Annotated in this window: 19 protein-coding genes; 16 read left to right on the top strand and 3 right to left on the bottom strand. The window is 62.8% G+C overall.

Annotated features, from left to right (window positions below):
• Window position 1: 1 nt before the first annotated feature.
• Complete coding sequence (rpmH, locus tag ACUCCZ_RS10975; protein WP_435917643.1) at window positions 2-136, bottom strand: 50S ribosomal protein L34; 135 nt, start codon at window positions 134-136, stop codon at window positions 2-4.
• A 361-nt stretch (window positions 137-497) separates the two neighbouring features.
• On the opposite strand from rpmH, the gene dnaA reads away from it, so the two are divergent.
• From dnaA to manA, 7 genes are all read left to right on the top strand, one after another.
• The gene (gene dnaA, locus ACUCCZ_RS10970; protein WP_435917644.1) at window positions 498-2006 is read left to right on the top strand and encodes a chromosomal replication initiator protein DnaA; all 1509 of its coding nucleotides are present in this window, start codon (window positions 498-500) and stop codon (window positions 2004-2006) included.
• 555 nt (window positions 2007-2561) lie between these two features.
• Window positions 2562-3722: a DNA polymerase III subunit beta gene (gene dnaN / locus ACUCCZ_RS10965; protein WP_435917645.1), complete on the top strand. Its 1161-nt coding sequence runs from the start codon at window positions 2562-2564 to the stop codon at window positions 3720-3722.
• A gap of 124 nt (window positions 3723-3846) precedes the next feature.
• The gene (locus ACUCCZ_RS10960; protein ID WP_435917646.1) at window positions 3847-4500 is read left to right on the top strand and encodes a DUF6226 family protein; all 654 of its coding nucleotides are present in this window, start codon (window positions 3847-3849) and stop codon (window positions 4498-4500) included.
• Window positions 4501-4548: 48 nt separating this feature from the next.
• Window positions 4549-5733 carry a DNA replication/repair protein RecF gene (gene recF, locus ACUCCZ_RS10955; protein ID WP_435917648.1) on the top strand — a complete coding sequence of 395 codons (1185 nt, stop codon included), beginning with the start codon at window positions 4549-4551 and terminating at the stop codon, window positions 5731-5733.
• On the top strand, window positions 5726-6331 hold the full coding sequence (locus tag ACUCCZ_RS10950; RefSeq protein ID WP_435917649.1) for a DciA family protein: 606 nt from the start codon (window positions 5726-5728) through the stop codon (window positions 6329-6331). Before recF ends, ACUCCZ_RS10950 begins: the two co-directional genes overlap by 8 nt.
• Before the next feature lie 41 nt (window positions 6332-6372).
• Complete coding sequence (locus ACUCCZ_RS10945; RefSeq protein ID WP_435917650.1) at window positions 6373-6741, top strand: hypothetical protein; 369 nt, start codon at window positions 6373-6375, stop codon at window positions 6739-6741.
• A gap of 18 nt (window positions 6742-6759) precedes the next feature.
• Window positions 6760-7953, top strand: coding sequence for a mannose-6-phosphate isomerase, class I (manA, locus tag ACUCCZ_RS10940; protein WP_435917651.1), 1194 nt, complete (start codon window positions 6760-6762; stop codon window positions 7951-7953).
• A 64-nt stretch (window positions 7954-8017) separates the two neighbouring features.
• On the opposite strand, the gene ACUCCZ_RS10935 is transcribed toward manA, so the two are convergent.
• Both ACUCCZ_RS10935 and ACUCCZ_RS10930 read right to left on the bottom strand, forming a co-directional pair.
• Window positions 8018-9355, bottom strand: coding sequence for a 6-phospho-beta-glucosidase (locus tag ACUCCZ_RS10935; protein WP_435917652.1), 1338 nt, complete (start codon window positions 9353-9355; stop codon window positions 8018-8020).
• The gene (locus tag ACUCCZ_RS10930; RefSeq protein WP_435917653.1) at window positions 9352-10113 is read right to left on the bottom strand and encodes a DeoR/GlpR family DNA-binding transcription regulator; all 762 of its coding nucleotides are present in this window, start codon (window positions 10111-10113) and stop codon (window positions 9352-9354) included. The genes ACUCCZ_RS10935 and ACUCCZ_RS10930 overlap by 4 nt, the downstream gene beginning before the upstream one ends.
• Window positions 10114-10242: 129 nt before the next feature.
• Here ACUCCZ_RS10930 and ACUCCZ_RS10925 point away from each other — a divergent pair, with 129 nt between their 5' ends.
• The 9 genes from ACUCCZ_RS10925 to ACUCCZ_RS10885 all read left to right on the top strand — a co-directional run bounded on the left by ACUCCZ_RS10925 (window position 10243) and on the right by ACUCCZ_RS10885 (window position 22843).
• Window positions 10243-11268: a carbohydrate kinase family protein gene (locus ACUCCZ_RS10925; RefSeq protein WP_435917654.1), complete on the top strand. Its 1026-nt coding sequence runs from the start codon at window positions 10243-10245 to the stop codon at window positions 11266-11268.
• Between the two features lie 49 nt (window positions 11269-11317).
• A complete protein-coding gene (locus ACUCCZ_RS10920; protein WP_435917655.1) occupies window positions 11318-12691 on the top strand; it encodes an ABC transporter substrate-binding protein in 1374 nt (457 codons plus the stop codon).
• The gene (locus tag ACUCCZ_RS10915; RefSeq protein WP_435917656.1) at window positions 12691-13584 is read left to right on the top strand and encodes a carbohydrate ABC transporter permease; all 894 of its coding nucleotides are present in this window, start codon (window positions 12691-12693) and stop codon (window positions 13582-13584) included. Before ACUCCZ_RS10920 ends, ACUCCZ_RS10915 begins: the two co-directional genes overlap by 1 nt.
• Before the next feature lies 1 nt (window position 13585).
• Window positions 13586-14383, top strand: coding sequence for a carbohydrate ABC transporter permease (locus ACUCCZ_RS10910; protein WP_435917657.1), 798 nt, complete (start codon window positions 13586-13588; stop codon window positions 14381-14383).
• A gap of 300 nt (window positions 14384-14683) precedes the next feature.
• Window positions 14684-16741 carry a DNA topoisomerase (ATP-hydrolyzing) subunit B gene (gyrB, locus tag ACUCCZ_RS10905; protein WP_435917712.1) on the top strand — a complete coding sequence of 686 codons (2058 nt, stop codon included), beginning with the start codon at window positions 14684-14686 and terminating at the stop codon, window positions 16739-16741.
• 49 nt (window positions 16742-16790) lie between these two features.
• Window positions 16791-19466, top strand: a complete 2676-nt coding sequence (gene gyrA / locus ACUCCZ_RS10900) for a DNA gyrase subunit A (protein WP_435917658.1) — start codon at window positions 16791-16793, stop codon at window positions 19464-19466.
• Complete coding sequence (locus ACUCCZ_RS10895; RefSeq protein WP_435917659.1) at window positions 19459-20091, top strand: DUF3566 domain-containing protein; 633 nt, start codon at window positions 19459-19461, stop codon at window positions 20089-20091. The genes gyrA and ACUCCZ_RS10895 overlap by 8 nt, the downstream gene beginning before the upstream one ends.
• Window positions 20092-20327: 236 nt before the next feature.
• Complete coding sequence (locus tag ACUCCZ_RS10890; protein ID WP_435917660.1) at window positions 20328-21335, top strand: LacI family DNA-binding transcriptional regulator; 1008 nt, start codon at window positions 20328-20330, stop codon at window positions 21333-21335.
• Window positions 21332-22843: a sugar ABC transporter ATP-binding protein gene (locus ACUCCZ_RS10885; protein WP_435917661.1), complete on the top strand. Its 1512-nt coding sequence runs from the start codon at window positions 21332-21334 to the stop codon at window positions 22841-22843. Before ACUCCZ_RS10890 ends, ACUCCZ_RS10885 begins: the two co-directional genes overlap by 4 nt.

The raw sequence follows: 22843 nt of genomic DNA, 5'->3' as shown, positions 1-22843 counted from the left end.
CTCAGGCCGACAGCTTGGCGCGACCCTTGCGACGACGAGCGGCGAGGATGTCGCGGCCGGCACGGGTGCGCATGCGGGAACGGAAGCCGTGGTTACGGGCACGACGACGGTTGCTGGGCTGAAAGGTGCGCTTCACGGGGATGTTCTCCCTTGTGTCTCGGGGATCACCCGGGGGATCGACACGAGCCGGTGCCTCCGGGGCGCCCGGATGGGCGCAGGGGAAGTGGACGCTGAGGACAGCGACCGGACAACTCTACGTTGTCAAACCCGTTGTCGGCAAACTGGCAATCTCGCCACGAACAGCTACTGAACAACATCCATGAAACCACAGTGATGTAGTGCTCTGACCCGCCTGACAAGCCATTCAAACCGGTTGCGGATGGACCCGTGACTCACTAGCGTTCGACAGTACGGCGCCCTTCCGGTGCCCTGTCACACGGGTTGTGGAAAACTGTGTGGACAACTCTCGACGACTTTCTAAGGGAACAGGTGGTGGAATGTCCGACACCCCGTTCGGCGACGCCGACCACCCTCGTCCCGCGCCGATTCATCCGGACGCCGTGCTGCCCCCACCGATGAGTTCGCAGCCGAGCGACAGTGATCCCATCAAGGCCCTCAACACGGCTTGGGACGAAATCCTCAAGAAGGTTTCCAAACCCAACCGCGCGTGGTTGTCCAACACCACACCAGTGACGATGCACGGGTCGACCGTCATAATCGCCGTCCCCAACGAATTTGCCCGTGAACGCGTCGAGTCCAAGATGCGTCATGAACTCGAAGAGCTCCTCTCCGACCAGTTCCACAAGGGCATCCGACTCGCCATCACGATCGATTCCGATCTGGAGTTGGCCCTCGGTGCCCCCGAGCATGACGACGAGGAGGAAGAGACTCCCGTCCCACCGGCCCAATTCGTTCCCAAGGTCACCGTCGGAGCGGCTGAACCCTCCACCCAGCCAACCCCAGGCGTTGATGATGACGAGGGCAACCGACTCAACCCCAAGTACACCTTCGACTCCTTCGTCATCGGCGCTTCCAACCGGTTCGCCCACGCGGCTGCTGTCGCCGTCGCGGAGGCGCCCGGCAAGTCGTACAACCCGCTACTCATCTATGGCGGCTCCGGACTGGGCAAGACCCACCTGCTGCACGCCATCGGTCGCTACGTGATGTCCTACTACGACAACGTCAAGGTGAAATACGTCTCCACCGAGGAACTCACCAACGACTTCATCAACGCCATCGGCACCAACCGCACCAGGGAATTCCGTCGCTCCTACCGCGACGTCGACGTCCTGCTGGTCGACGACATCCAATTCTTGGAGTCGAAGATCCAGACCCAGGAGGAGTTCTTCCACACCTTCAACACCCTCCACAACGCCCAGAAGCAGATCGTCATGACTTCCGACCGGCCGCCAAAGCTGCTGGAGGCCTTGGAGCCACGTCTGCGCAGCCGGTTTGAGTGGGGCCTGCTCACCGACATCCAGCCCCCCGATCTCGAGACACGCATCGCCATCCTGCGGCGTAAGGTCGCAGCGGAGAAGATCACCGTTGAGCCTGAAGTACTGGAGTTCATCGCTAGCCGCATCCAGACCAACATCCGTGAACTCGAGGGCGCCCTTATCCGGGTGACGGCCTTTGCCAGCCTCAACCAACAACCGGTGGACATCTCCTTGGCGGAAGTCGTCCTCAAGGACCTCATGCCAGAAGGCCGGGAGACCCCAGTGACTCCCGAACGAATCATTGCCGAGACCGCCGACTATTTCGACATTTCCACCGATGACCTGCTGGGCACTTCACGCACTCAGACCCTTGTCACAGCCCGACAAATCGCGATGTACCTGTGTCGGGAACTCACCGATCTCTCGTTGCCCAAGATCGGTGCTGAGTTCGGTGGCAAGGACCACACCACGGTGATGCACGCCGACCGCAAGATCCGCGCTCTCATGGGGGAACAGCGGCAGATCTTCAACCAGGTCTCCGAGATCACCAACCGCATCAAGCAGTACTGACCGTCTCTCCACGATCCCGGCGTTTCTGAGGAACCGTCATCGGTCGCCCCTCCAACCCTGCCATGCTGATGCCTGTCCGCATCCAGCCGAAGCACGTGCGCGTTCCAAGACCCATTCCTGCTTCTGCGGATGCCTTACCCACGCATCCATACGCCCATTCCCACACCCGTGTGTGGAAAACCGGTGGACACTCGGGGGACAACGTCGACCGTCCACAGACACCTCTTCGGCACACACATCCGATCCACGTCGTCATCCACACCCTCAAAGACTCTGCGACAAGGGTCTTCACGGGTTATCCACAAGATCCACAGGGGTTATGAGTATGAAGAAAAGACATACATCTCCATCCCTTGAAAGTCTGTGGGTGTGGATTTGGGGACAAGGCCTCCTTCGCTGTTGCTCAACCCCACAAGATCTACTGACGGTAAGTTCCCCCAGATCGTCGACCACACCCTCAACATTGACATCACCTGGGTGCGATTCGCCCTGTGGCATGGATATGATCGACCTGCAAGCACCGTGGGGTGCAAGACGCTAAGTCAAGGGGACGCAGTGAAAATCCGTCTGGAACGTGATGTCATGGCCGAAGCTGTCGCCTGGGCTGCCCGCAGCCTGCCGAACCGGCCGACAGTGCCGATCCTGGCTGGACTACTCGTGCGCGCCGAGAACGGCTCCGTCGTGATGTCTGCCTCCGACAACGAGACCAGTGCTCAGATCACCCTTCCCGGCCAGGTCGACGAGCCTGGCGAATCCTTGGTTTCCGGCAAGCTGCTGGCCGACATTGCGCGCAGCTTGCCCAACAAGCCGATCCAGATCACCACGGATCCCGCCAAGATGGATCTTGTCTGTGGATCTGCCCGCTTCACCTTGCAGGCTCTGCCGGTTGACGAGTACCCTGACCTGCCGCAGATGCCGGCTGCCACCGGCACCGTTGAGGCCGATGTCTTCTCCCGGGCTGTCGCCCAGGTCGTTGTGGCTGCTGGCCGCGACGAGTTGCTGCCGGTCTTCACCGGCGTGCGCGTCGAGATCAATGGCGAGGTCCTCTCCCTCCTGGCCACCGACCGTTACCGCATGGCCCTCAAGGAGATCACCTGGAACCCGGCCACCACCGACGCCGAGGCCACCGCGCTGGTGCCGGCCAAGGTCATGAATGAGACCGCCCGCTCCATGACCTCCGGTGAGCACGTCACTGTGAACCTCTCCTCAGGCGAGAACGGCGAGGGCCTGGTTGGTTTCGAGGGTGATGGTGCCAACGGCATGCGTCGGATGACCACCCGTCTGCTGAGTGGGGAGTTCCCCAAGGTTCGCCACCTCATGGACATCAAGGCCACCCGATCGGTGCGCGCTCGTACCGACGAGCTCATCAACTCGGTGCGTCGTGTCTCCCTGGTGGCCGAGCGCAACACCCCCCTACGCATGGTCATCAATGACGACTCGGTCGCCCTGTCGGCTGCCACCGGCGACCAGGCCCAGGCCTCCGAGGCCATCGAGGCCATTGTCACTGACCACGTCGACGGAGAGCCCACCATCACGGCGGCTGGATTCAACCCGCACTACCTGTCTGACGCCCTCAGTGCCCTGGACACCCCCTACGTGCATTTCTCCTTCACCGCTCCCGGTAAGCCGTGCCTGGTCACCGGTCTCAATGATCTCGACGGCAAGCCGGAGACGGATTACCGTCACGTCATCATGCTGATGAGGTTGCCGTCCTGACGTCGCGGCGAGTCACGAGAACGCTGATCTCAGCCTAGTCGTGTCGGGCCATAGCACTGTCCCTTGTTCCCATGTGTTATGGGGTGCCAGGTAACTGTCCTGGACGGATTGCCACACTGGTTCCATGACAACCATCGCTGACGTCAGGACTGAGGTTAACCGCGTCTTCGATGCCCTCAATGCGCCTTCCTGGCCCGATCCCCACGCTGACAACCCGATTGCGGCCGAGGAGGAGTACAGCAGGGTCACCGATCCACAGCGGTATCGGGCTCTCGTGCTTCGTCTGCAAGCCTGGCAACAGGCTCTTTCCATCCTGTGCGACGTCGACGTCGACACCATGACCAAGGGGGAGGACCGGTTGCAGCAGCGCTGGTCGAGCCCGCACGGAGACACTCTGCCGCTGTACGTCTCCGTCGTCACCTTCGACCAGGTCCCCTTCCTCGGGCTGTCGGTCACCTCCGACGCCGACCCCTTCGACATCGTCCCCGATTGTGCCTGTGATGCCTGTGACTCCGGGTCTGCGGACCTGCTGGCCGTCCTCGACGACGACATGACGGCCCTCGTCGACGGCAGTCTGGTCTCCATCGTCGCCCCGTCGGACTCGGATCGGTCGGCGTTCCGACTGGTGGCCACCAGCCGACGCTGCGCGTTGGACTGGGGAGGGGACGGTCCTGCTCCGCTGTCGGAACCGGAAGCCGTCGTCGACGCGATCCGCAGCGGTGATGATCCTCTCCTGCCCGAGGGTTGCGTCATCCTGCACGGTAGGCCGTGGCTGTGACCATGCCTGTCCGGTAACCTGACAGGTTGAGCATCGGGGGAGGTTCGGATGTTTGTTGAGCGCCTCGAACTAGTTGATTTCCGCTCGTACGTTCGTGCCGACGTTCCGATGACCGCAGGGGCCACGACCTTCATCGGATCCAACGGTCAGGGGAAAACGAACCTCGTAGAAGCGGTGGAATACCTTTCAACGTTGTCGTCGCATCGCGTCAGCAACGACACCCCATTGGTGAGGCTGGGAGCCGATCAGGCAGTCGTGCGAGGCCGGGTTCGTGCCGGAGTCGACGATGCTCGCAGCTTGTTGTTGGAGGTGGAGGTCAATGCTCGTCGCGCGAATCGGGCACGCATCAATCGTGCTCCGCTGACGCGTCCTCGCGAGATCCTCGGGGTGCTGAGAACGGTGGTGTTCTCACCCAATGACCTGGCAGTGGTGCGCGGTGATCCGTCGGATCGTCGAGCGTTCCTCGATGGCCTGGTGGTGACGCGATGGCCGCGGATGGCTGGGGTGAAGGCGGACTACGAACGCGTCCTCAAACAGCGCAATGCCCTGCTCAAATCACTTGCTGGCAAGGGACCATCGGCTGGGGCTGAGATCGGCGCCACAATGGAGATTTGGGACGATGAGCTGGCCACGATCGGTGCCGAGTTGCTTTCTGCGCGCTTGGACACCTTGTCGACTGTGATGCCGTTGACCTCAGTTGCCTACCGCGAGATTGCTCCGGTGAACGACTTGGCCACAGCGTCATACAAGTCGACGATTGATCTCGACGGGTTGTGGTCGCCTCCGCAGGAGGGTCACACTGGTGCCCCCATTGACCGTGGTGAGCTTGCGAATCGGTTTCTGAACGCCCTGGCGAGGCGCCGAGGTGATGAGCTCAGTCGTGGCGTCACCCTCGTTGGACCACAGCGCGACGACATCGTCTTGCATATTGGTGAGATGCCGGCCAAAGGATATGCCTCACATGGTGAATCGTGGTCGCTGGCGTTGGCCTTACGACTGGGGTCGTTCCAGCTACTGCGTGACGATGGGGTTGAGCCCGTTTTGGTCCTTGACGACGTTTTCGCCGAGCTGGACGCAACGCGCCGGGATCGACTGGCATCGTCAGTGGTGCAGGCCGATCAGGTGCTTGTGACGGCTGCGGTGGCCTCGGACGTCCCCAAGATTCTGCGAGGGGAGAGGTTCGACGTCGGTGGTGGTCAGGTGTTGGCTCATGAGGGGAGTGACGATGACTGACGGAGTTGATCCGCGAGACCGGGTCGTCCCTTCCGACGAGGACCGTCGTCTGGCCGCCGATCATGATGACGAAGGGGTCGACGTCGCCCTGACCATCGCCCGGGCTGCCCGTGGCGAACCAGCAGGAACCCCGCGTCGTGACGATGACGGTGAGGTTCTGCTACCACCCCCTCGGCGCGCCACGGCGAGGAGACGTCATCGTCCCCCCGGTACCCCGACATGGTCAGGCCCGGGAAAGGACGCCCGCGACCCGATGGCCCTGGGAGATGCCTTCACCAACCTTGTGAAGTCCAAGGGATGGGGACGTCAGGTCAACCTGCACCTGGTCCTCTCACGCTGGCCAGAACTCGTCGGCCCGACCAACGCCGAGCACTCCCGGCCGGTCAAGTACCAGGGCACGGTTCTCACGGTGCGTACCGAGGCGACGGTGTGGGCCACCTCCTTGCGCACCATCGCCCCACAGCTGGTCGCCGAACTCAATCGCCGGCTGGGGGAGGGGACCGTCACTCGTGTTGTGATTGAGGGACCGAATACACCGAGTTGGAGGCATGGGCCACGGTCAGTGCCAGGACGTGGGCCGCGAGATACCTACGGATGAGGCGGAAGTCCAGTCATTGTGATCGTGTTCTCGAGGTGTGGATGATGAAAAGCAATCTTTCCATGTGGTCAAGCGGAATTGTCATCGCGGACATCGTGACGCTCGTCGTTATGATTATGGTGTCAGCTGACAAGAGAATCGATGGCTCGTTAGGTTATGCTTGTGTATTTGGGATTATTTTCACAATCGCGTGTGTACTGGGTGTGTTGGCAGCCGTCAAGGGACCAGGGTCTCGTGCATCACGGTGGGTTCACGGCATCGGGTGCGTGGTCCTTGCGGTTGCGGTCGGTTCCTTCCTTGTGCACGATGAACCGACGACCATCAACGTTTTCGGATTCTCGGGCGTCATCGGCGGGGTGATCCTCATGATCGTCGGGACCATTCTTGTCCAGATGACTCGACCACGATAGGCGTGATGAAATTGGGTCATGCGTGCACTGACAGGCCGGATTCAACACTACGACTGGGGTTCAGCCGACGCCATCCCCACCATCCTCGGTGTCACACCCGATGGCACCCCGTGGGCCGAATATTGGCTAGGTGCCCACCCTAAAGCGCCGTCAACCCTGCCTGACGATTCAGCGTTAGACCAGTGGCTCGTGCAGCACCCCAACGAGTTGGGCGCAGAAAGCCGTGAGGCTTTCGGTGATCGTCTGCCCTTCCTGCTCAAGATCTTGTCGGCCTCCCATGCCCTGAGCATCCAGGCTCATCCGTCGCGTGAGCAGGCCGAGGAAGGATTCGCCGCCGAGAACGAGGCTGGCGTGCCCGTCGATGCCCCCAATCGCATCTTTCGTGACGATTGGCCCAAACCGGAGATGATCGTCGCCCTCACCGATTTCGACGCCCTGTGTGGATTCCGCGAGTCTTCGTCATCCCTGGCGCTGCTATCAGGCCTGGGCAAGGTTGACGGCCTCGACCACTTGCTGACACTGCTGAGCAGGGACGATGGCCTGGCTGAGTTCGTGGCGACGGCGTTGTCAGGTGGCGACGCGGTGACCTCGGTCGTTGAGAGAGTTGTGACGGCTTCGCGCGCATATCTCAGCGATGGAACGGACGAGGACGTCCGTAGTCTGGCTCACACTGCCGTCGACCTGTGGCGAGACCATCCCGGCGACCCGTCGATTCTTGTCGCCTTGCTCATGAACCGGGTCAGACTGGCACCCGGCCAGCACATCCATCTTGGTGCTGGGACCCTGCACGCGTATCTGCGGGGCACTGGTGTGGAGATCATGGCCAACTCCGACAACGTCCTGCGCGGTGGCCTGACCAGCAAGTACATCGATGTCAAGGCCTTGCGTGACCACGCCATCATGAGTCCTGTGCCGTGCGTTGGTGAGTATCCACAGCAGATCTCCCCTGGAGTGGATTTGTACCGCACTGAGTTCCCGGAATTCAGGCTCTGGTCGGTACAGGGCGGCGACGATCCGATCACCCTTCCTGCTGTCGAGCTGGGGCGGATTGTTCTTATTACTGAGGGCACGGTGGTGGCCCAATCCAATAGTGACGACCTTGAGCTACACCGTGGCCAAGCGGCGTGGCTGGCCGCTGGTGAACAGGTCACGCTGACAGGTCAAGGGCATGGATTCTTGGCGAGTGCCGGAGTGGACACCGACCACTCCTGAGTGAGACGTGGCACGCACCGCGGACCGAACCCGGTGCGGTGGGCAACCGCACCAGGTTTGCGAGTCAGTGGGGAAGAACGGCGGCAATCCAGGGTGATCTCTCGGTGTGCTCTCGGAGCATCTGTTCGGCAACCGTGACCGAGTCGACCAGCGGGTGAATGGCAAGAGCCTTGACCGCTGCCCGACGGTCCTTGTCACGTGCGGCTTCGATGATGAGCATCTCGCACTCCTTGACGGTGGCCACCAACCCGAGCTGGTGACCACTCAACTGATGAGGGTGCAGTGCTGCTGGACCTGCTGCGTCGACGGTGCACGGGATCTCGACCACGGCGTCGTCAGGGAGACCGGCGAGGGCGCCGTCGTTGCGTGTGTTGAGGATGATGGAGGTCCGGACGTCCCGGGAGATCGCCTTCATGATGGCGACGGCCACCCTCTCGTACCCACCACCGGTGATGTCCTCCTCGTCGCGCTCCTCCCCGTTCCCGCGGGACTCCTTCATGTACGTCGCGTCGCGGGAACGATGCACGTCATTCCAGATGTCGAGGGAATTTCGCTGTTCCGCAGATGCCTCCTGATAGAAATCGTGCTGGGTCCGGCGCAGGTATTCGCCGCGTGTTTCGTCAGCCCGGGTGATGGATTCAATGGCGTCACGATTGAAGTAGTAGTAATAGAGATATTCATTGGGAATGGAGCCGAGGATCTGTAGCCATTCCGAACCGAAGAGACGACCCTCCTCCGTGGTGCGCAACCGGTCGGGGTCGGCCAACAGCTCGGGGAGGACGTCGCGTCCCTCGTGACGCAGCTCGTGGAGCCAACCGAGGTGATTCAGGCCCGAGTAGCGGAACTGGGTTCGTGCCGGATCCAGGCCCAGTGCGCGTGCGGCCCGTCGACCCAGTCCGATCGGTGAGTCACAGATGCCGATGACACGGTTGCCCAGCACCGACTGCATGGCCTGGGTGATCATCCCGGCCGGATTGGTGAAGTTGATGACCCAGGCGTTCGGAGCCGTCCGGGCCACGGCATGGGCGATGCGCATGGCCTCCGGAAGGGTTCGCAGGCCGTAGACCAGACCTCCGGCCCCCGTTGTCTCCTGACCCAGCAGGCCATGACCGAGGGCCACTCGCTCGTCGCAGCAACGACCCTCGAGTCCTCCCACGCGGATCGCCGAGAAGACGAAGTCGGCCCCCTCTAGTGCCCGGTCCAGATCCGTTGTGATCGAGGGATGTCGGGAGGTTCCCATCTCCTCGGCCTGAGCCACGAGTACCGACCTCATGATCTCCAGACGGGGCTGCGAGGTGTCGTACAGGCAGATGTCGTCAATGGCACACTCGGGGTCACTCAGCACTGCATTGTGCACGAGTGGGACGCGAAATCCGCCGCCGCCCAGAATTGTGAGTTTCATGCCAACAATACCTCCACATCAGCTTCACGAATTTCATTGATGACGCCGTCCGGAGTGGCGGAGTCGGTGACGAGTACGGAGAAGTCGCCCACGGGTGCGACCTCGAGATTCCCGCTCCCGGGGAACTTGTCGTGATCGGCCAGCAGGACCGTCCTGTCCGCATGGGTGAGGATCGAGCGTTTGATTCCCACCTCGACGTAACTGGTGTCGAGAACCCGGCCCCGTGAGACACCGCTGGTTCCCAGGAAGGCCCAGTTCGCCGAGATCCTCGCCAGGACGTCCTCGGTGATGACGCCGACGAGACTCTGGTAGGACCGCCGGAGCTTCCCACCGATGACGATGACCTCGGTCGTGCTGTCATGACGGAACTCGTCGAGGACGGGCAGGCTCGAGGTGAAGACGGTCAGTGGTCGACCGACGAGGTAGTGGGCGAGCCGGCAGGTCGTCGTCCCGATGTCGATGATGACCGAGTCGCCGTCCTTAACGAGTTCGGCGGCTCTCCGGGCGATGGCGTCCTTGCTGGGGCGGTTGTGGCTCAGCACGACCTGGAAGGGGTTGTTCTCGTCGGAGTCGGACCGGTCGTGGGCGGCCATCGCGCCACCACGAACCCTGCGAATACGTCCACTGCGGGCCATCTCGTCGAGATCCCTGCGTACCGTGGACACACTGGCGTCCACGGCAGCGGCCAGTTCTGTGACGGTGCAGGTGTCGCGGCCGGCGAGAAGGGTTGCCAGTTGGTCCTGTCGCATCTCCTTCATGGTGATCACCCTAACACTCAAAAACGCTCATGTTGTTCCAAACATGATGGAATTTCGGCGCAAATGGTTGCGATCCGGATATCGTCGTTGCATCATGAGGTCAGATGGACTATCCAACGGAGGACTCCGATGACGCGACCAATCGCCTGTCCCACTGGCCGACACGGCTGGACTGATGTCGCGCTGTGCGGCCAACTCTTCGTCGACATGGTGTTCGCTGATCTGGCACGCCTGCCCGAGGGCGGTGAGGAGATCTTCACCACGACGATGGCCATGGCTCCCGGTGGCGTCGCGAATCTGGCGGTCGGCCTGGCCCGACTGGGAGCCCGCGTGGATCTGTCCACCGACGCCGGGGACGACCTGCTGGGCCACCGGATGCTGGCGATCCTCGATGACGAGGGTGTCGGCCTGCAGAACGTCGCGACACATCCCGGCTGGGTCACACCCGTGACCGTCTCTCTGGCACAGGCGGACGATCGCCGAATGATCACCTACCAGACCCCCACGCCTGATTCCCACGACCGGAGAATCGTCGGGCACCCTCGTGCCGTGTTCGTCGACCTCGACCCGCGACGTGACCAGCACGTCGACATTCCCGAGGGGGCGATCGTCGTGGGGGATCTCGGTTTCGACGAGTCGGGCAGGTGGGACCTTGACGCGCTGTCCCTGCTGGACCGTTGCGACATCATCGTTCCCAATTCCCTGGAGGCCCGTGCCCTCACCGGGGTGTGGACCGTTCAAAATGCGGCCGCAGTTCTCGCGTCCCGGGTGCCGACGGTCATCGTCACCGACGGCGCCAACGGTGCCTGGGCGGTTGATCCGGACAATCCCGAGGGATTCCCGGTGCGTCCCGTTGAGGCGTCCATGGTCGACGCCACCGGGGCTGGCGACGAGTTCGACGCCGCAGTGCTGTGGGGAACCCTGAACGGCTGGCCACTGGCACGCACCCTTGACCTCGCGAGTCTGTGCTCGGCCCTGACCGTCGAGGGACTCACCGGTTCCCTCTCGACCCCCGGCTGGACCGAGATCCATCAGTGGTGGTGGACCATCGGTCGCTCCGACGAGGAGTTGGCGACGCGATTCGCCTTCCTCGCCGACTGCCCGGAGGGCACCGGACCAGCCCGTCGACCGAACCCCACGGTGGCCACACCCTGATCACATCGTCTTCACCATCGCAGGCACACCACGCCAAGGAGGGCACACCATGAGGAACAACCAGGTCAGCAGAAGGACGGTCATCGAGGGGTTGGCGGTCGCCGTCCTCGCCGCTGGATGTGCTCCGGGTTCCAACAGCGGATCCATCTCGAGTCCGAAGGTCGAGCCCTCCTCGGTCAAGACCGACGCCAAGGCGATGGGCGACGTCACCCTGACGGTCTGGGACCAGGAGGTCCGTGGTGGTGGCAACGCTCAGATGACCCGTCTCATTGCGGATTTCGAGAAGAAATACCCGAACATCAGGATCAAGCGGGTGTCGAGGTCCTTCGACGACCTCACCAAGACCCTGCGCCTGGCGCTGTCCGGCAATGACGCCCCCGACGTCGTCCAGGCCAACAACACCCGATCCCAGCTCGGCCAGTTCGTCAAGGCCCGTCAGCTCATCCCATTGGACCAGTACGCCAAGGCCTACGGATGGGACAAGCGCTACCCCGAGTCGGTGCGTGCCACCGCGTCCTACTCCGACGACGCCAAGACCTTCGGAGCCGGCAAGCTCTACGGTCTGCCCCAGGTCGGCGAGGTCGTCGGCGTCTACGTCAACAAGGCCAAGCTCAAGAAGGTCGGCCTCGAGCTGCCGAAGACCTGGGACGACTTCGAGTCCGCCCTGGGCAAGGCGAAGGGCGCCAACGAGGTCCCACTCATGCTCGGAAACCTCGACAAGTGGCCTGCCATCCACGTCCTGGGTGCCGTCCAAGGGCATTTCGAGGACCCCGAGGCCGTTCGCAAGCTCGGATACGGCAACAAGGGAGCCACCTGGCAGAGTGACGGCAACCGGAAGGTCATGGAGAGAATCCAGGAATGGGTCAAGAAGGGTTACTTCAACTCCGGGGTCAACGGACTGGGCTACGACCCGGCCTGGCAGCAGTTCTCCAAGGGCAAGGGCATCTTCCTCATCGGCGGCACCTGGTTGGGTGCCGACCTGGCCAAGGCTATGGGAGGTGACGTCGAGTTCATCCTTCCCCCGCCCGCCAAGGCCGACGGGGTCTCGTACACCACCGGTGCCACCGGTCTGCCCTTCGCCGTCACCAGCAAGTGCAAGACCCCCGATGCCGCTGCTGCCTTCATCAACCACATCACCAGTGCCGACGCCATGGAGGTCATTGCCGAGACCGGAAACCTGCCGGTGGTCGAGACGACCGACCAGAAGGCTTCCGACGACATGACCGAGGATCTCCTCGACGCCTTCGGCAAGGCCTCGCAGGACAACTCCCTGCTGCCCTACCTCGACTGGGCGACCCCGACGATGAGCGACACCCTCGGGGCGGCGTTGCAGAGTCTGTTGGCAGGTGAGGCCTCCCCGGAGGACACCCTCAAGACCCTGGAGAAGGACTACGAGGACTTCGTGGGGAACCAGAATTCGTGATGAGAAGGAACACAACCCCCAGCCGAGGAGCGCCGGGTGAGCCGAGGCGGGTGGCATGGCTGTACCTGCTGCCCGGCTTCCTCATCTACGCCGCCTTCTTGCTCTACCCCCTCATCCGGTCGGTCCAGATCTCCCTGTACGACTGGGACGGGATCACCCTGGGTACGTGGGCGGGACTGGGAAACTACCGGGCGATCTTCTCCGACGAGAAGCTCGGCGTCGCCTTCGTGCACTCGGCTGTTCTCATCATCTTCTTCGCCCTGATACCGCTGGTCATCGGGCTCGTCGTGGCGGCCATCATCGACCGGGGCAGGATCCGGGGAATTCCCTTCTTCCGGACGGTGATCTTCGTGCCCCAGGTCGTCGCCATGGTTGCCATCGGTGTGGCATGGCGCCACATCTTCGAGCCCGACGGTCCGCTCAACGTAGCGCTGCGCGCCATCGGACTGGGAGTGGCCACCAAGGCGTGGTTGGGGGACAGGGGCTGGGCGTTGCCGAGTGTCGGCATCGTCGGGATGTGGGTGGAGATCGGTCTGGTGACCGTCCTTATGCTGGCCGGGATGAGCAGCATTCCGCGCGAACAGTACGAGGCCGCCCGCCTCGACGGTGCCGGACCGATCCAGGAATTCCTGAGCGTCACGCTGCCGTCGGTGCGTCCGCAGATAGCGGTGTCCCTGACGATGACCGTCATCGCCGCGCTCAAGACCTTCGACCTCGTCTACGTCATGACGAAGGGCGGGCCGGGGTACAGCACGACCGTGCCGTCGTATCAGGTCTACCACCAGGCCTTCGAGCTGGGCCGCGTCGGACAGGCCGCGGCCGTGGGCGTCTTCCTGACCCTCATCATCTTCGTCATCTCGGTCGGAGTCCAGCGCATCGGGAAGGAGGGCTGACATGCGAACCCGTACCAGTGAGACGGTCGTCAACTACGTCATCCTCGTCCTGTTCTGTCTGTTTGCCCTGCTGCCCTTGGTGATCCTCGTGCAGGCCGCGATGGGCCATGACGCCGGGGCTCCGGGAGGTCTGGTGAACTTCGGCCAGGCCTGGACCCAAGGACATTTCGGGCGCTCGATGCTGGCCAGCATCACGGTGTCCCTGCTCGTGGTCATCATCGCCACGGTGGCGTCGATCATGACCGGTTATGCCTTCGGGACGATGCGTTTCCGCGGCTCGACGGTGATGTTCTATGTGTTCATCCTGGGGATGATGATGCCCAGTGAGGCCATCATCGTGCCCCTGTACTTCGACATGAGGACGGTGGGTCTGACCGACACGATCTGGTCGGTGGTGGCACCGCAGACCGCTCAGTCGATCGCCTTCGGCACCTTCTGGCTGCGGACCTACTTCCAATCGGCCGACCGCTCCGTCGTCGAGGCTGCCCGGATCGACGGCCTCAATTCCTGGCAGACGCTGTGGCGGATCGTCGCCCCGCTCGGGCGTTCCTCGATCCTCACCCTGCTGGTGCTGGAGTTCATGTGGACGTGGAACGAGTTCCTCATCCCGCTGGTCATGACGACCAAGGACTCCCTGCGAACCGTGCCTCTCGGGCTGGCGTTCTTCCAGGGGCAGTACACCCAGGGATTCACGTTGTTGGCCGCCGGCTCGGTGATCATCTCCCTGCCCGTCGTCATTGCTTACGTCATCCTGCAGAAGTACTTCATCGCGGGCATCACCGAGGGTGCCGTGAAATGACCTCGCCCGGGGCCCGGATCGTCAGGGTCACGGCGTCTCGTCCATGACGGGCCGCGAAACGCTGCTGAAGCGGTGACCCCCGACTCCGGACCCGGTGGTCGGGGTAGGGGGTCGAATCGCTCTCAGGGCCTTTCAAAGTCCGTCTCGCGGATTCCACTGTCCGGTACCGCGCAGGATTGCGGTAGCATTAGGGCGTTGAGCTCTCCGTCGGCTCACGACATCCGACGGTGACGCCAGGCCCGGAGGTCACCGTGACCTCTGTAGAGACACAGGAGCGCATTGCCCGTGAGCCAGCCCGAGATGCCCGAGTCCGTGACCAACGGGGACACCCCCGAGGACCTTCTCATCGACGCCACTGATCATCCTGACGTTCTCAACTCGGATCTTCCCCCGACGACCGTCGACGGGTCCTATGACGCCGGTCAAATCACCGTCCTGGAAGGTCTGGAAGCCGTTCGGAAGCGTCCTGGCATGTACATCGGTTCCACCGGTGAGCGCGGCCTGCACCACTGCGTCTACGAGATCGTCGACAACTCCGTTGACGAGGCGATGGCCGGTTACTGCGACACCATTCGGGTCGAGCTACTCGATGACAACTGGTGCCAGGTCACCGACAACGGACGTGGTATTCCTGTCAAGGAACACCCCATCGAACACATCCCCACCGTCACCTTGGTGCTGACCAAGCTCCACGCCGGTGGCAAGTTCGGCAATGGCGGCTACAAGGTCTCCGGCGGTTTGCACGGGGTCGGTTCCTCGGTCGTCAACGCCCTGGCCTCCCACTTCGTCGTTGAGGTGAGACGCGATGGCTACCACTGGCGTCAGTCCTTCAGTCTGGGAGAACCGGACGGCTCATTGGAGCAGTGCGAGGCCCTCGGCCCCGACGACCATGAGGGCACCACGGTGCGTTTCCAGCCGTCTGACGAGATTTTCGATGCCATCGTCTTTGACTACGAAACGCTGTCAAACCGGTTCCGCGAGATGGCCTTCCTCAACAAGGGTTTGCGGATCACACTCACGGACCGTCGTGCCGACCACGCCGATGACGAGGGAAACCCGGTCCACGAGGACTTCCTCTACAAGGAGGGCCTCAAGGATTACGTCCGTTTCCTCACCGGCACCCGCGACGTCATCAACCCCACCATCATCTCGTTGGAGTCCCACCGTCCCGAGGAGGGCATGGGTCTGGAGATTGCGATGCAGTGGAACACCTCGTACACCACCAGCGTCCACACCTTCGCCAACGCCATCAACACCATCGAGGGTGGCGCCCACGAGGAGGGCTTCCGTGCTGCCCTCACCAACACCGTCAACCGGTGGGGCGAGACCTGGGGACTCATCAAGAAGCGTGAGGACCGCGTCTCCGGTGACGACATCCGCGAGGGACTGACCGCCGTCGTCTCCATCAAGCTCACCGAACCGCAGTTCGAGGGCCAGACGAAGACCAAGCTCGGCAACGCCGAGGCCAAGTCCTTCGTCCAGAAGGCCCTCAACGAGAAGCTCTCCGACTGGTTCGAGGAGAACCCCAATGAGGGCAAGAACATCGTCCGCAAGTCCCAGGCCGCTGCCCAGGCCCGAGTGGCAGCCCGCAAGGCCCGCGACCTGGCTCGTAACCGCAAGGGTCTGCTGGGCTCGACCTCTCTGCCCGGCAAGCTCAAGGACTGCTCCTCGACCAACCCAGAGGAGTGCGAGATCTTCATCGTGGAGGGTGACTCCGCCGGTGGATCAGCTTCCCAGGGCCGCGACCCGCGAATCCAGGCGATCTTGCCGCTGCGAGGAAAGATCCTCAACGTCGAGAAGGCCCGTCTCGACCGCGCGCTGAGCTCAGAGACCATCGAGTCGATCATCAACGCGCTGGGAACCGGCGTCCACGAGGACTTCGATCTGGATAAGTTGCGCTACCACAAGATCATCCTCATGGCTGACGCTGACGTCGACGGCGCGCACATCCGCACCCTGCTGTTGACCCTGTTGTTCCGGTTCATGCGTCCGGTCATTGACGCCGGGCACGTCTACCTGGCCCAACCACCGCTGTTCCGGCTGCGCTGGACGAACTCCCCCCATGAGCTGGCCTACTCCGACGAGGAGCGCGACCTGCTGCGCACCGACGGTCTGGCCCATGGCAAGAAGCTGCCTCAGGTCAACCCGATCCAGCGCTACAAGGGTCTGGGCGAGATGGACGCCGAGGATCTGTGGGACACCACCATGGACCCCGACAAGCGCCTGCTGCTCCAGGTGACCCTTGACGACGCCGCCCTGGCCGACCAGATGTTCTCCATCCTCATGGGTGAGGACGTCGAGCAGCGCCGATCGTTCATTCAGCGTAATGCCAAGGACGTTCGTTTCCTCGACATCTGAACATCCCCTCGAACCTCCCTTCATCCACTGATCATTCAAAGGACACTCCATGGCTGACGACGAGAAGCCCGACGAACAGAACCAGGCGGACCGTCAAGGATTGGTGACCGGCCGTCACGTCGGAATCCAGCCGGTCGAGATTCGCAACGAGATTCAGAGCGCTTACCTCGACTACGCGATGAGCGTCATCGTCGGGCGAGCCCTGCCCGATGTGCGCGACGGCCTCAAGCCGGTGCACCGTCGCGTCATTTACGCGATGTACGACGGCGGATATCGTCCCGATCGCGGGTGGAACAAGTGCTCCCGCGTCGTCGGCGACGTCATGGGTAAGTATCATCCCCACGGCGACTCGGCCATTTACGACACCTTGGTGCGACTGGCTCAGCCCTGGGCGATGCGCTACAAGCTGGTACAAGGCCAGGGCAACTTCGGTTCCCAGGGCAACGACGGTGCCGCGGCCATGCGGTACACCGAATGCAAGATGGCTCCGCTGGCCATGGAGATGGTCCGCGACATCGACCAGGACACCGTCGACTTCCAGCCCAACTACGACAACAAGGAGACCGAGCCGGTCGTCCTGCCGGCCAGGTTCCCGAACCTGCTCGTCAACGGTTCCTCGGGCATTGCCGTCGGTATGGCCACCAACATCCCGACCCACAATCTGCGCGAGGTCAACGAGGCTGTGCAGTGGTCCCTGGCACACCCTGAGGCCTCCCAGGAGGAACTGCTCGAGGCGTGCATGGAGCGGATCAAGGGCCCGGACTTCCCCGGTGGAGCCCTCATCGTGGGTCGTCAGGGGATCGAGGACGCCTACCGCACAGGTCGTGGCTCGGTGACGATGCGCGCCGTCATCGACATGGAGGAGGACAAGAAGGGACGCCAGTGCCTGGTCGTCACCGAATTGCCCTACATGTGCAACCCCGACAACCTCGCCACCAAGATCGCCGACCTGGTGAACTCCGGTCGCATCAACGGCATCGCGGACATTCGTGACGACTCCTCGGCCCGTACCGGTCAGCGTCTGGTCATCGTCCTCAAGAGGGACGCCCAGCCGCGCGTCGTCATGAACAACCTGTACAAGCACACCGCGCTGCAGGACACCTTCGGCTGCAACATGCTGGCCCTGGTGGACAACGTGCCGCGCACCCTGCGTCTGGATCAGTTCATCAGTTACTGGATCGATCATCAGATGGAGGTCATCCGCAGGCGTACCGAGTACCGTCTGGCCCAGGCCGAGAAGGACGCTCACATCCAGCGAGCCCTCGTCAAAGCCCTCGACATGCTCGACGAGGTCATCGCCCTCATCCGTCGCTCCCCGAACACCGAGGCCGCCAGCACCGGCCTGCAGGAGCTGCTCGACATCGACGAGATCCAGGCTCGCGCCATCCTCGACATGCAGCTGCGTCGTCTGGCCGCCTTGGAGCGCCAGAAGATCATCGACCGTCTCGAGGAACTCGAGCGTCTCATCGCCGGGTACAAGGCCATCCTGGCCAGCGAGGATCGTCAGCGCGAGATCATCTCGACCGAGCTCGCCGAGATCGTCGAGAAGTACGGTGACGAGCGTCGCACCCGCATCATCGCGGCTGACGGGGACTTCTCCGAGGAGGACTTCATCCCCGACGACGATGTCGTCGTCACCATCACCCGTGGTGGTTACGCTAAGCGCACGCGCACCGACCTCTACCGCGTGCAGAAGCGCGGTGGCAAGGGTGTTCGCGGTGCCAGCCTGCGTGCTGACGACGAGGTGGCCCAGCTGTTCACGACCACCAACCACCAGTGGATCCTTTTCTTCACGAACATGGGCCGTGTCTACCGCACCAAGGTGTGGCAGCTGCCGGAGGCCGGCCGTGACGCCAAGGGTGGTCACGTCGCCGGACTGCTGAGCTTCCTGCCCGATGAGAAGATCGCCCAGGTCATGACCCTGCGCTCCTACGAGGACGCCGAGTACCTGCTGCTGGCAACCCGTAGGGGCCTGGTCAAGAAGACTGCCCTCAAGGCCTACGACTCCTCCCGTCAGGCCGGCGTCATCGCCATCAACTTCCGTACCGAGGACGACGAACTCATCGGTGCCGAGCAGTGCTCGGCCGAGGACGACGTCCTGCTCATCAGCCGCAAAGGTCAGGCGATCCGGTTCTCCGCCGGTGATGACCAGTTGCGGCCGATGGGTCGTGCCACCTCCGGCGTGACCGGCATGAAGTTCCGTGGTGACGACGAGCTGCTGTCGATGTCGATCATTCACTCCGACATGCCTGAGGACGACCGCTTCATCTTCACTGCGACCGACGGTGGCTACGCCAAGCGCACCGCCGTCTCGGAGTACCGTCAGCAGGGACGTGGTGGCCTTGGCATCAAGGCCATGGCCCTGAACGAGGAGCGTGGTTCCCTCGTCGGTGGCCTGGTGGTCAGCGAGGCTGACGAGATTATCGCCATCAAGACCTCGGGTCAGATCACACGGTCGGCCGTCTCCGAGGTTCCCGCCAAGGGACGCTCGACGATGGGGGTGAAGTTCGTCTCCGTGCACGGTGACGACGCCGTCTCGATCATCGCGGTGAATCCCGAGCACGAGGTCGAGGAGGACGTCGAGGAAAAGGCTGTGGAAACCGCCGAAGGTGGTGCCACGCAGACCGAATCCGGGGATGTGCTTCCGCAAGGCGATACTGTGGACGACGACCGTACCGTCGATACGGCGGAAAGCGACATGAAGCCGGAGGACAACGGTGAGTGACGAGAAGAAGGTGACGCATCCGGGTCCCGACGACCCAGAGGCGACGCACTGGACTGCCGGTGAAGCTCGTCGTACCTTCCAGCAGAAGGGCCAGCAGCGCCGCGACCCGCGTCAAGAGTCTGATCGCAAGCGGACGACGGCGTCGACCCCTGCGGTGAAGCGCGCCGACGCGAGAGCGACGACGTGGGAGAAGGCGCCCAATCAGCCGGATTCCCGTCCCGCCCAGGCGCATCAACCCGCCCGCGCTGCCAGGCGTACCCGTAAGGCCCGGCTGCGTCTGACGCGGGTAGACCCGTGGTCGGTCATGAAGACCTCCCTGCTCTTCGGTGTCGCCGGTGCCATCATCTTCTTCATCGCGACCTGGATCATCTGGGGCATCATCGGTGCCTCGGGTGCCTTCGACTCTATGAACAAGGTCGCCAACGACCTCATCAGCTCCCCGAGCTCGAACTCGAAGTTCCAGTTGTCCGATTACGTCAACACTGGCCGAGTGCTGGGTCTGACCGCCCTCATCGGTGCCATCAACGCGGTGCTGTTCACAGCCATCTCGACCCTGTTCAGCTTCCTGTACAACCTGGCCGCTCAGATCATGGGTGGCTTGGAGGTGACCCTCGCGGAGGACTGAGGACTTTGAAAGTGCGGAAACGTCCCCGGATGCGTGAGCATTCGGGGACGTTTTGTGTTGTCCGACGCGACGTCACATACCAATCCCACTGGTCTGACGAGGACCGCTGCCAATTCCCTTGACACGGGGTTCCTCGTTTGCTTTCATTTATGCCATACATCTGTGGAAACGTTTCCACGGGTGAGGTCGGGGACAGGCCCCGGCGACCTCGGACTCGATGACGAGAGGAGGGAAAGGTGGATCGCAAATCGACGATCAAGGACGTCGCCAAGCTGGCCGGTGTGTCCCTCGGGACAGCATCTCGCGTTCTCAATGGCAGTTCCGCGACCTCGGAAGCGTCGCGTACTGCAGTGCGCAAGGCGGCCAAGGAGCTCGGTTATCTGTCGAACGCTCATGCCAGGTCGCTGCGTTCGGCCCACACCGGCGTCATTGGTCTGGTCGTCCCGGACATTCGAAACCCGTACTTTGCCGAGCTGGCATCAGTTGTGGAGAACGCCTGCCTGGCCCATGGCTGGGCCACCTTGCTGTGCAACGCCGATGAGTCCCCTGACCAGTTCAACCGATACGTCGACACCCTTCGTCGTCAGCGAGTCGACGGTGCGATCGTCACCCCGACCGGCTTGGGAGAACTTGCCGTCAAGGACCTGGTCGACGACGGGGTCCAGGTGGTCTGCGTGGACCGTGAGGTCGCGGGGTCGTCACTGCCCTCCGTCACCTCTGATCCGTGGAACGGAATGGGGGAGGCCGTCGATCACCTGTTGGAACGTGGGCACCGCAGGATCGGTTTCATCACCGGCCCCCAACAGACGTCGACTGGTTTGGAGCGTTACCAGGCCTACTGCCAGCTGTTGGCCGAGCATGATGTCGACGTCGTCGATGACCTCGTGGTGGAAGGTGACTACCAGGAGGAATCGGGACGCGTCGGTGCCGGACAACTACTCGATCGCGGTGCCACCGCCGTCTTCGCCTCCGACTCGCTGATGTCGATGGGAGCCCTGCGAACCTGCCTCGACAGGGGAGTTCGCATCGGTGAAGACATCGACCTGGTCGGTTTCGACGACCTTCCGGTGTTCAGTCTCACCAATCCGGCCCTCACCGTCGTTGCCCAGGACATCGACGCCATGGGAAAGGTGGCCGTTGATCTGCTGGACCATGCCATGGCTGGTGAACCGACCAGCTCCGCTCGACTGGACACCCATCTCATCGTCAGGGCATCAACCCGAATGGTCAAGGAGGACCAGTGACAACATCGCCAGTACTTCGACTGGACCACGTCAGTAAGGCTTTTGGGCCCGTCAAGGTCATTGAGGACATTTCCGTGGACGTCATCCCGGGCAGGGTGCGCGTCCTCCTCGGTGAGAACGGAGCCGGAAAGTCCACCCTCATCAAGATGATGAGCGGTATCTACCACCCAGACTCGGGATCCATCGTCATCGATGGCAACCCTGTTGACCTTCCCACCGTCAAGGCTGCTGAGGCCGAGGGCATCGCGACGATCCACCAGGAGCTCAACCTCGTTCCACAGATGTCGGTGGCCGAGAACATCATGCTGGGACGTACTCCCAGCCGTGGTGGACTCGTCAGTTGGGGTCCGATGCGAGCCCAGGCCCGTGCCGCTCTGGAGCGGATTGGCCTGGACGTCTCCCCGGATCGGCTCGTCGGGTCGCTGAGTACTGCGCACCAGCAGCTTGTGGAGATCGCGAGAGCTCTCTCGATGGATGCCAGGGTGCTCATCCTCGACGAGCCCACCGCTGCCCTGACTCGCAAGGAATCCGGTCAGCTCTTCGAGGTGATGGACGACCTCAAGGCCAAGGGCGTGGCGATGGTGTTCATCTCCCACCACCTCGACGAGATTTCGCGCGTTGGTGACGATGTGTCCGTGCTGCGCGACGGCACCCTCGTCGGTGAGGTTCCCGCCTCCACCACCGAGCGCGAGCTGGTCAAGATGATGGTCGGCCGTGACATTGACGACCAGTTCCCGCGCCACCGCGGCGAGGTCGGAGAGGTGCTGCTGTCAGTCAAGGGACTCAGTCGTGAAGGGGCATTCCAGGACGTCGAATTCGAGCTGCATGCCGGCGAGGTGTTGGGTCTGGCCGGCCTGGTGGGAGCCGGACGTACCGAAGTCCTGCGAGCCGTTGCCGGGGCTGACAAGTACGACTCCGGCACCGTCCGCGTTCATGGCAAGGAGCTTCCGGGCGGAAAGGTATCCCGCGCGATTGCCCATGGCATCGGCCACGTGCCCGAGGAGCGCAAGTCCCAGGGACTGGTCCTGGACGCCTCGGTCAACGAGAATCTCGGTTACGCGACCATGAAGTCGACTTCCCACGCCGGTCTGGTTGATCGATCCGGCCAGCGACGACGAGCCCAGGACGTCGCCGGGAAACTGCGGGTGCGGATGGCCGGTCTGGATCAGCCGGTGCGCAACCTGTCCGGTGGCAACCAGCAGAAGGTCGTCATCGGTCGCTGGATCCTCGCGGACTCGTCAATCCTGCTGCTCGACGAACCGACCCGAGGGGTCGACGTCGGTGCGAAGGTCGAGATCTACCAGCTCATCAACTCCGTCACCGAAGCCGGGGGAGCCGTCCTCATGGTGTCCAGCGAATTGCCCGAGGTGATCGGGATGAGCGATCGAATCCTCGTCATGGCCCACGGACGGGCGATGGGGACCCTGGATGCCAGGACGGCCACCGAGGATGCCGTCATGGAGTTGGCAGTGGCCTCCGTCGATCCCGTCGATGAAAAACCAGAATGA

Source organism: Cutibacterium nasicola (genome assembly GCF_052654715.2).
The sequence above is the reverse complement of the archived record's forward strand: the minus strand, read 5'-3'. Positions and strand labels throughout refer to the sequence as shown.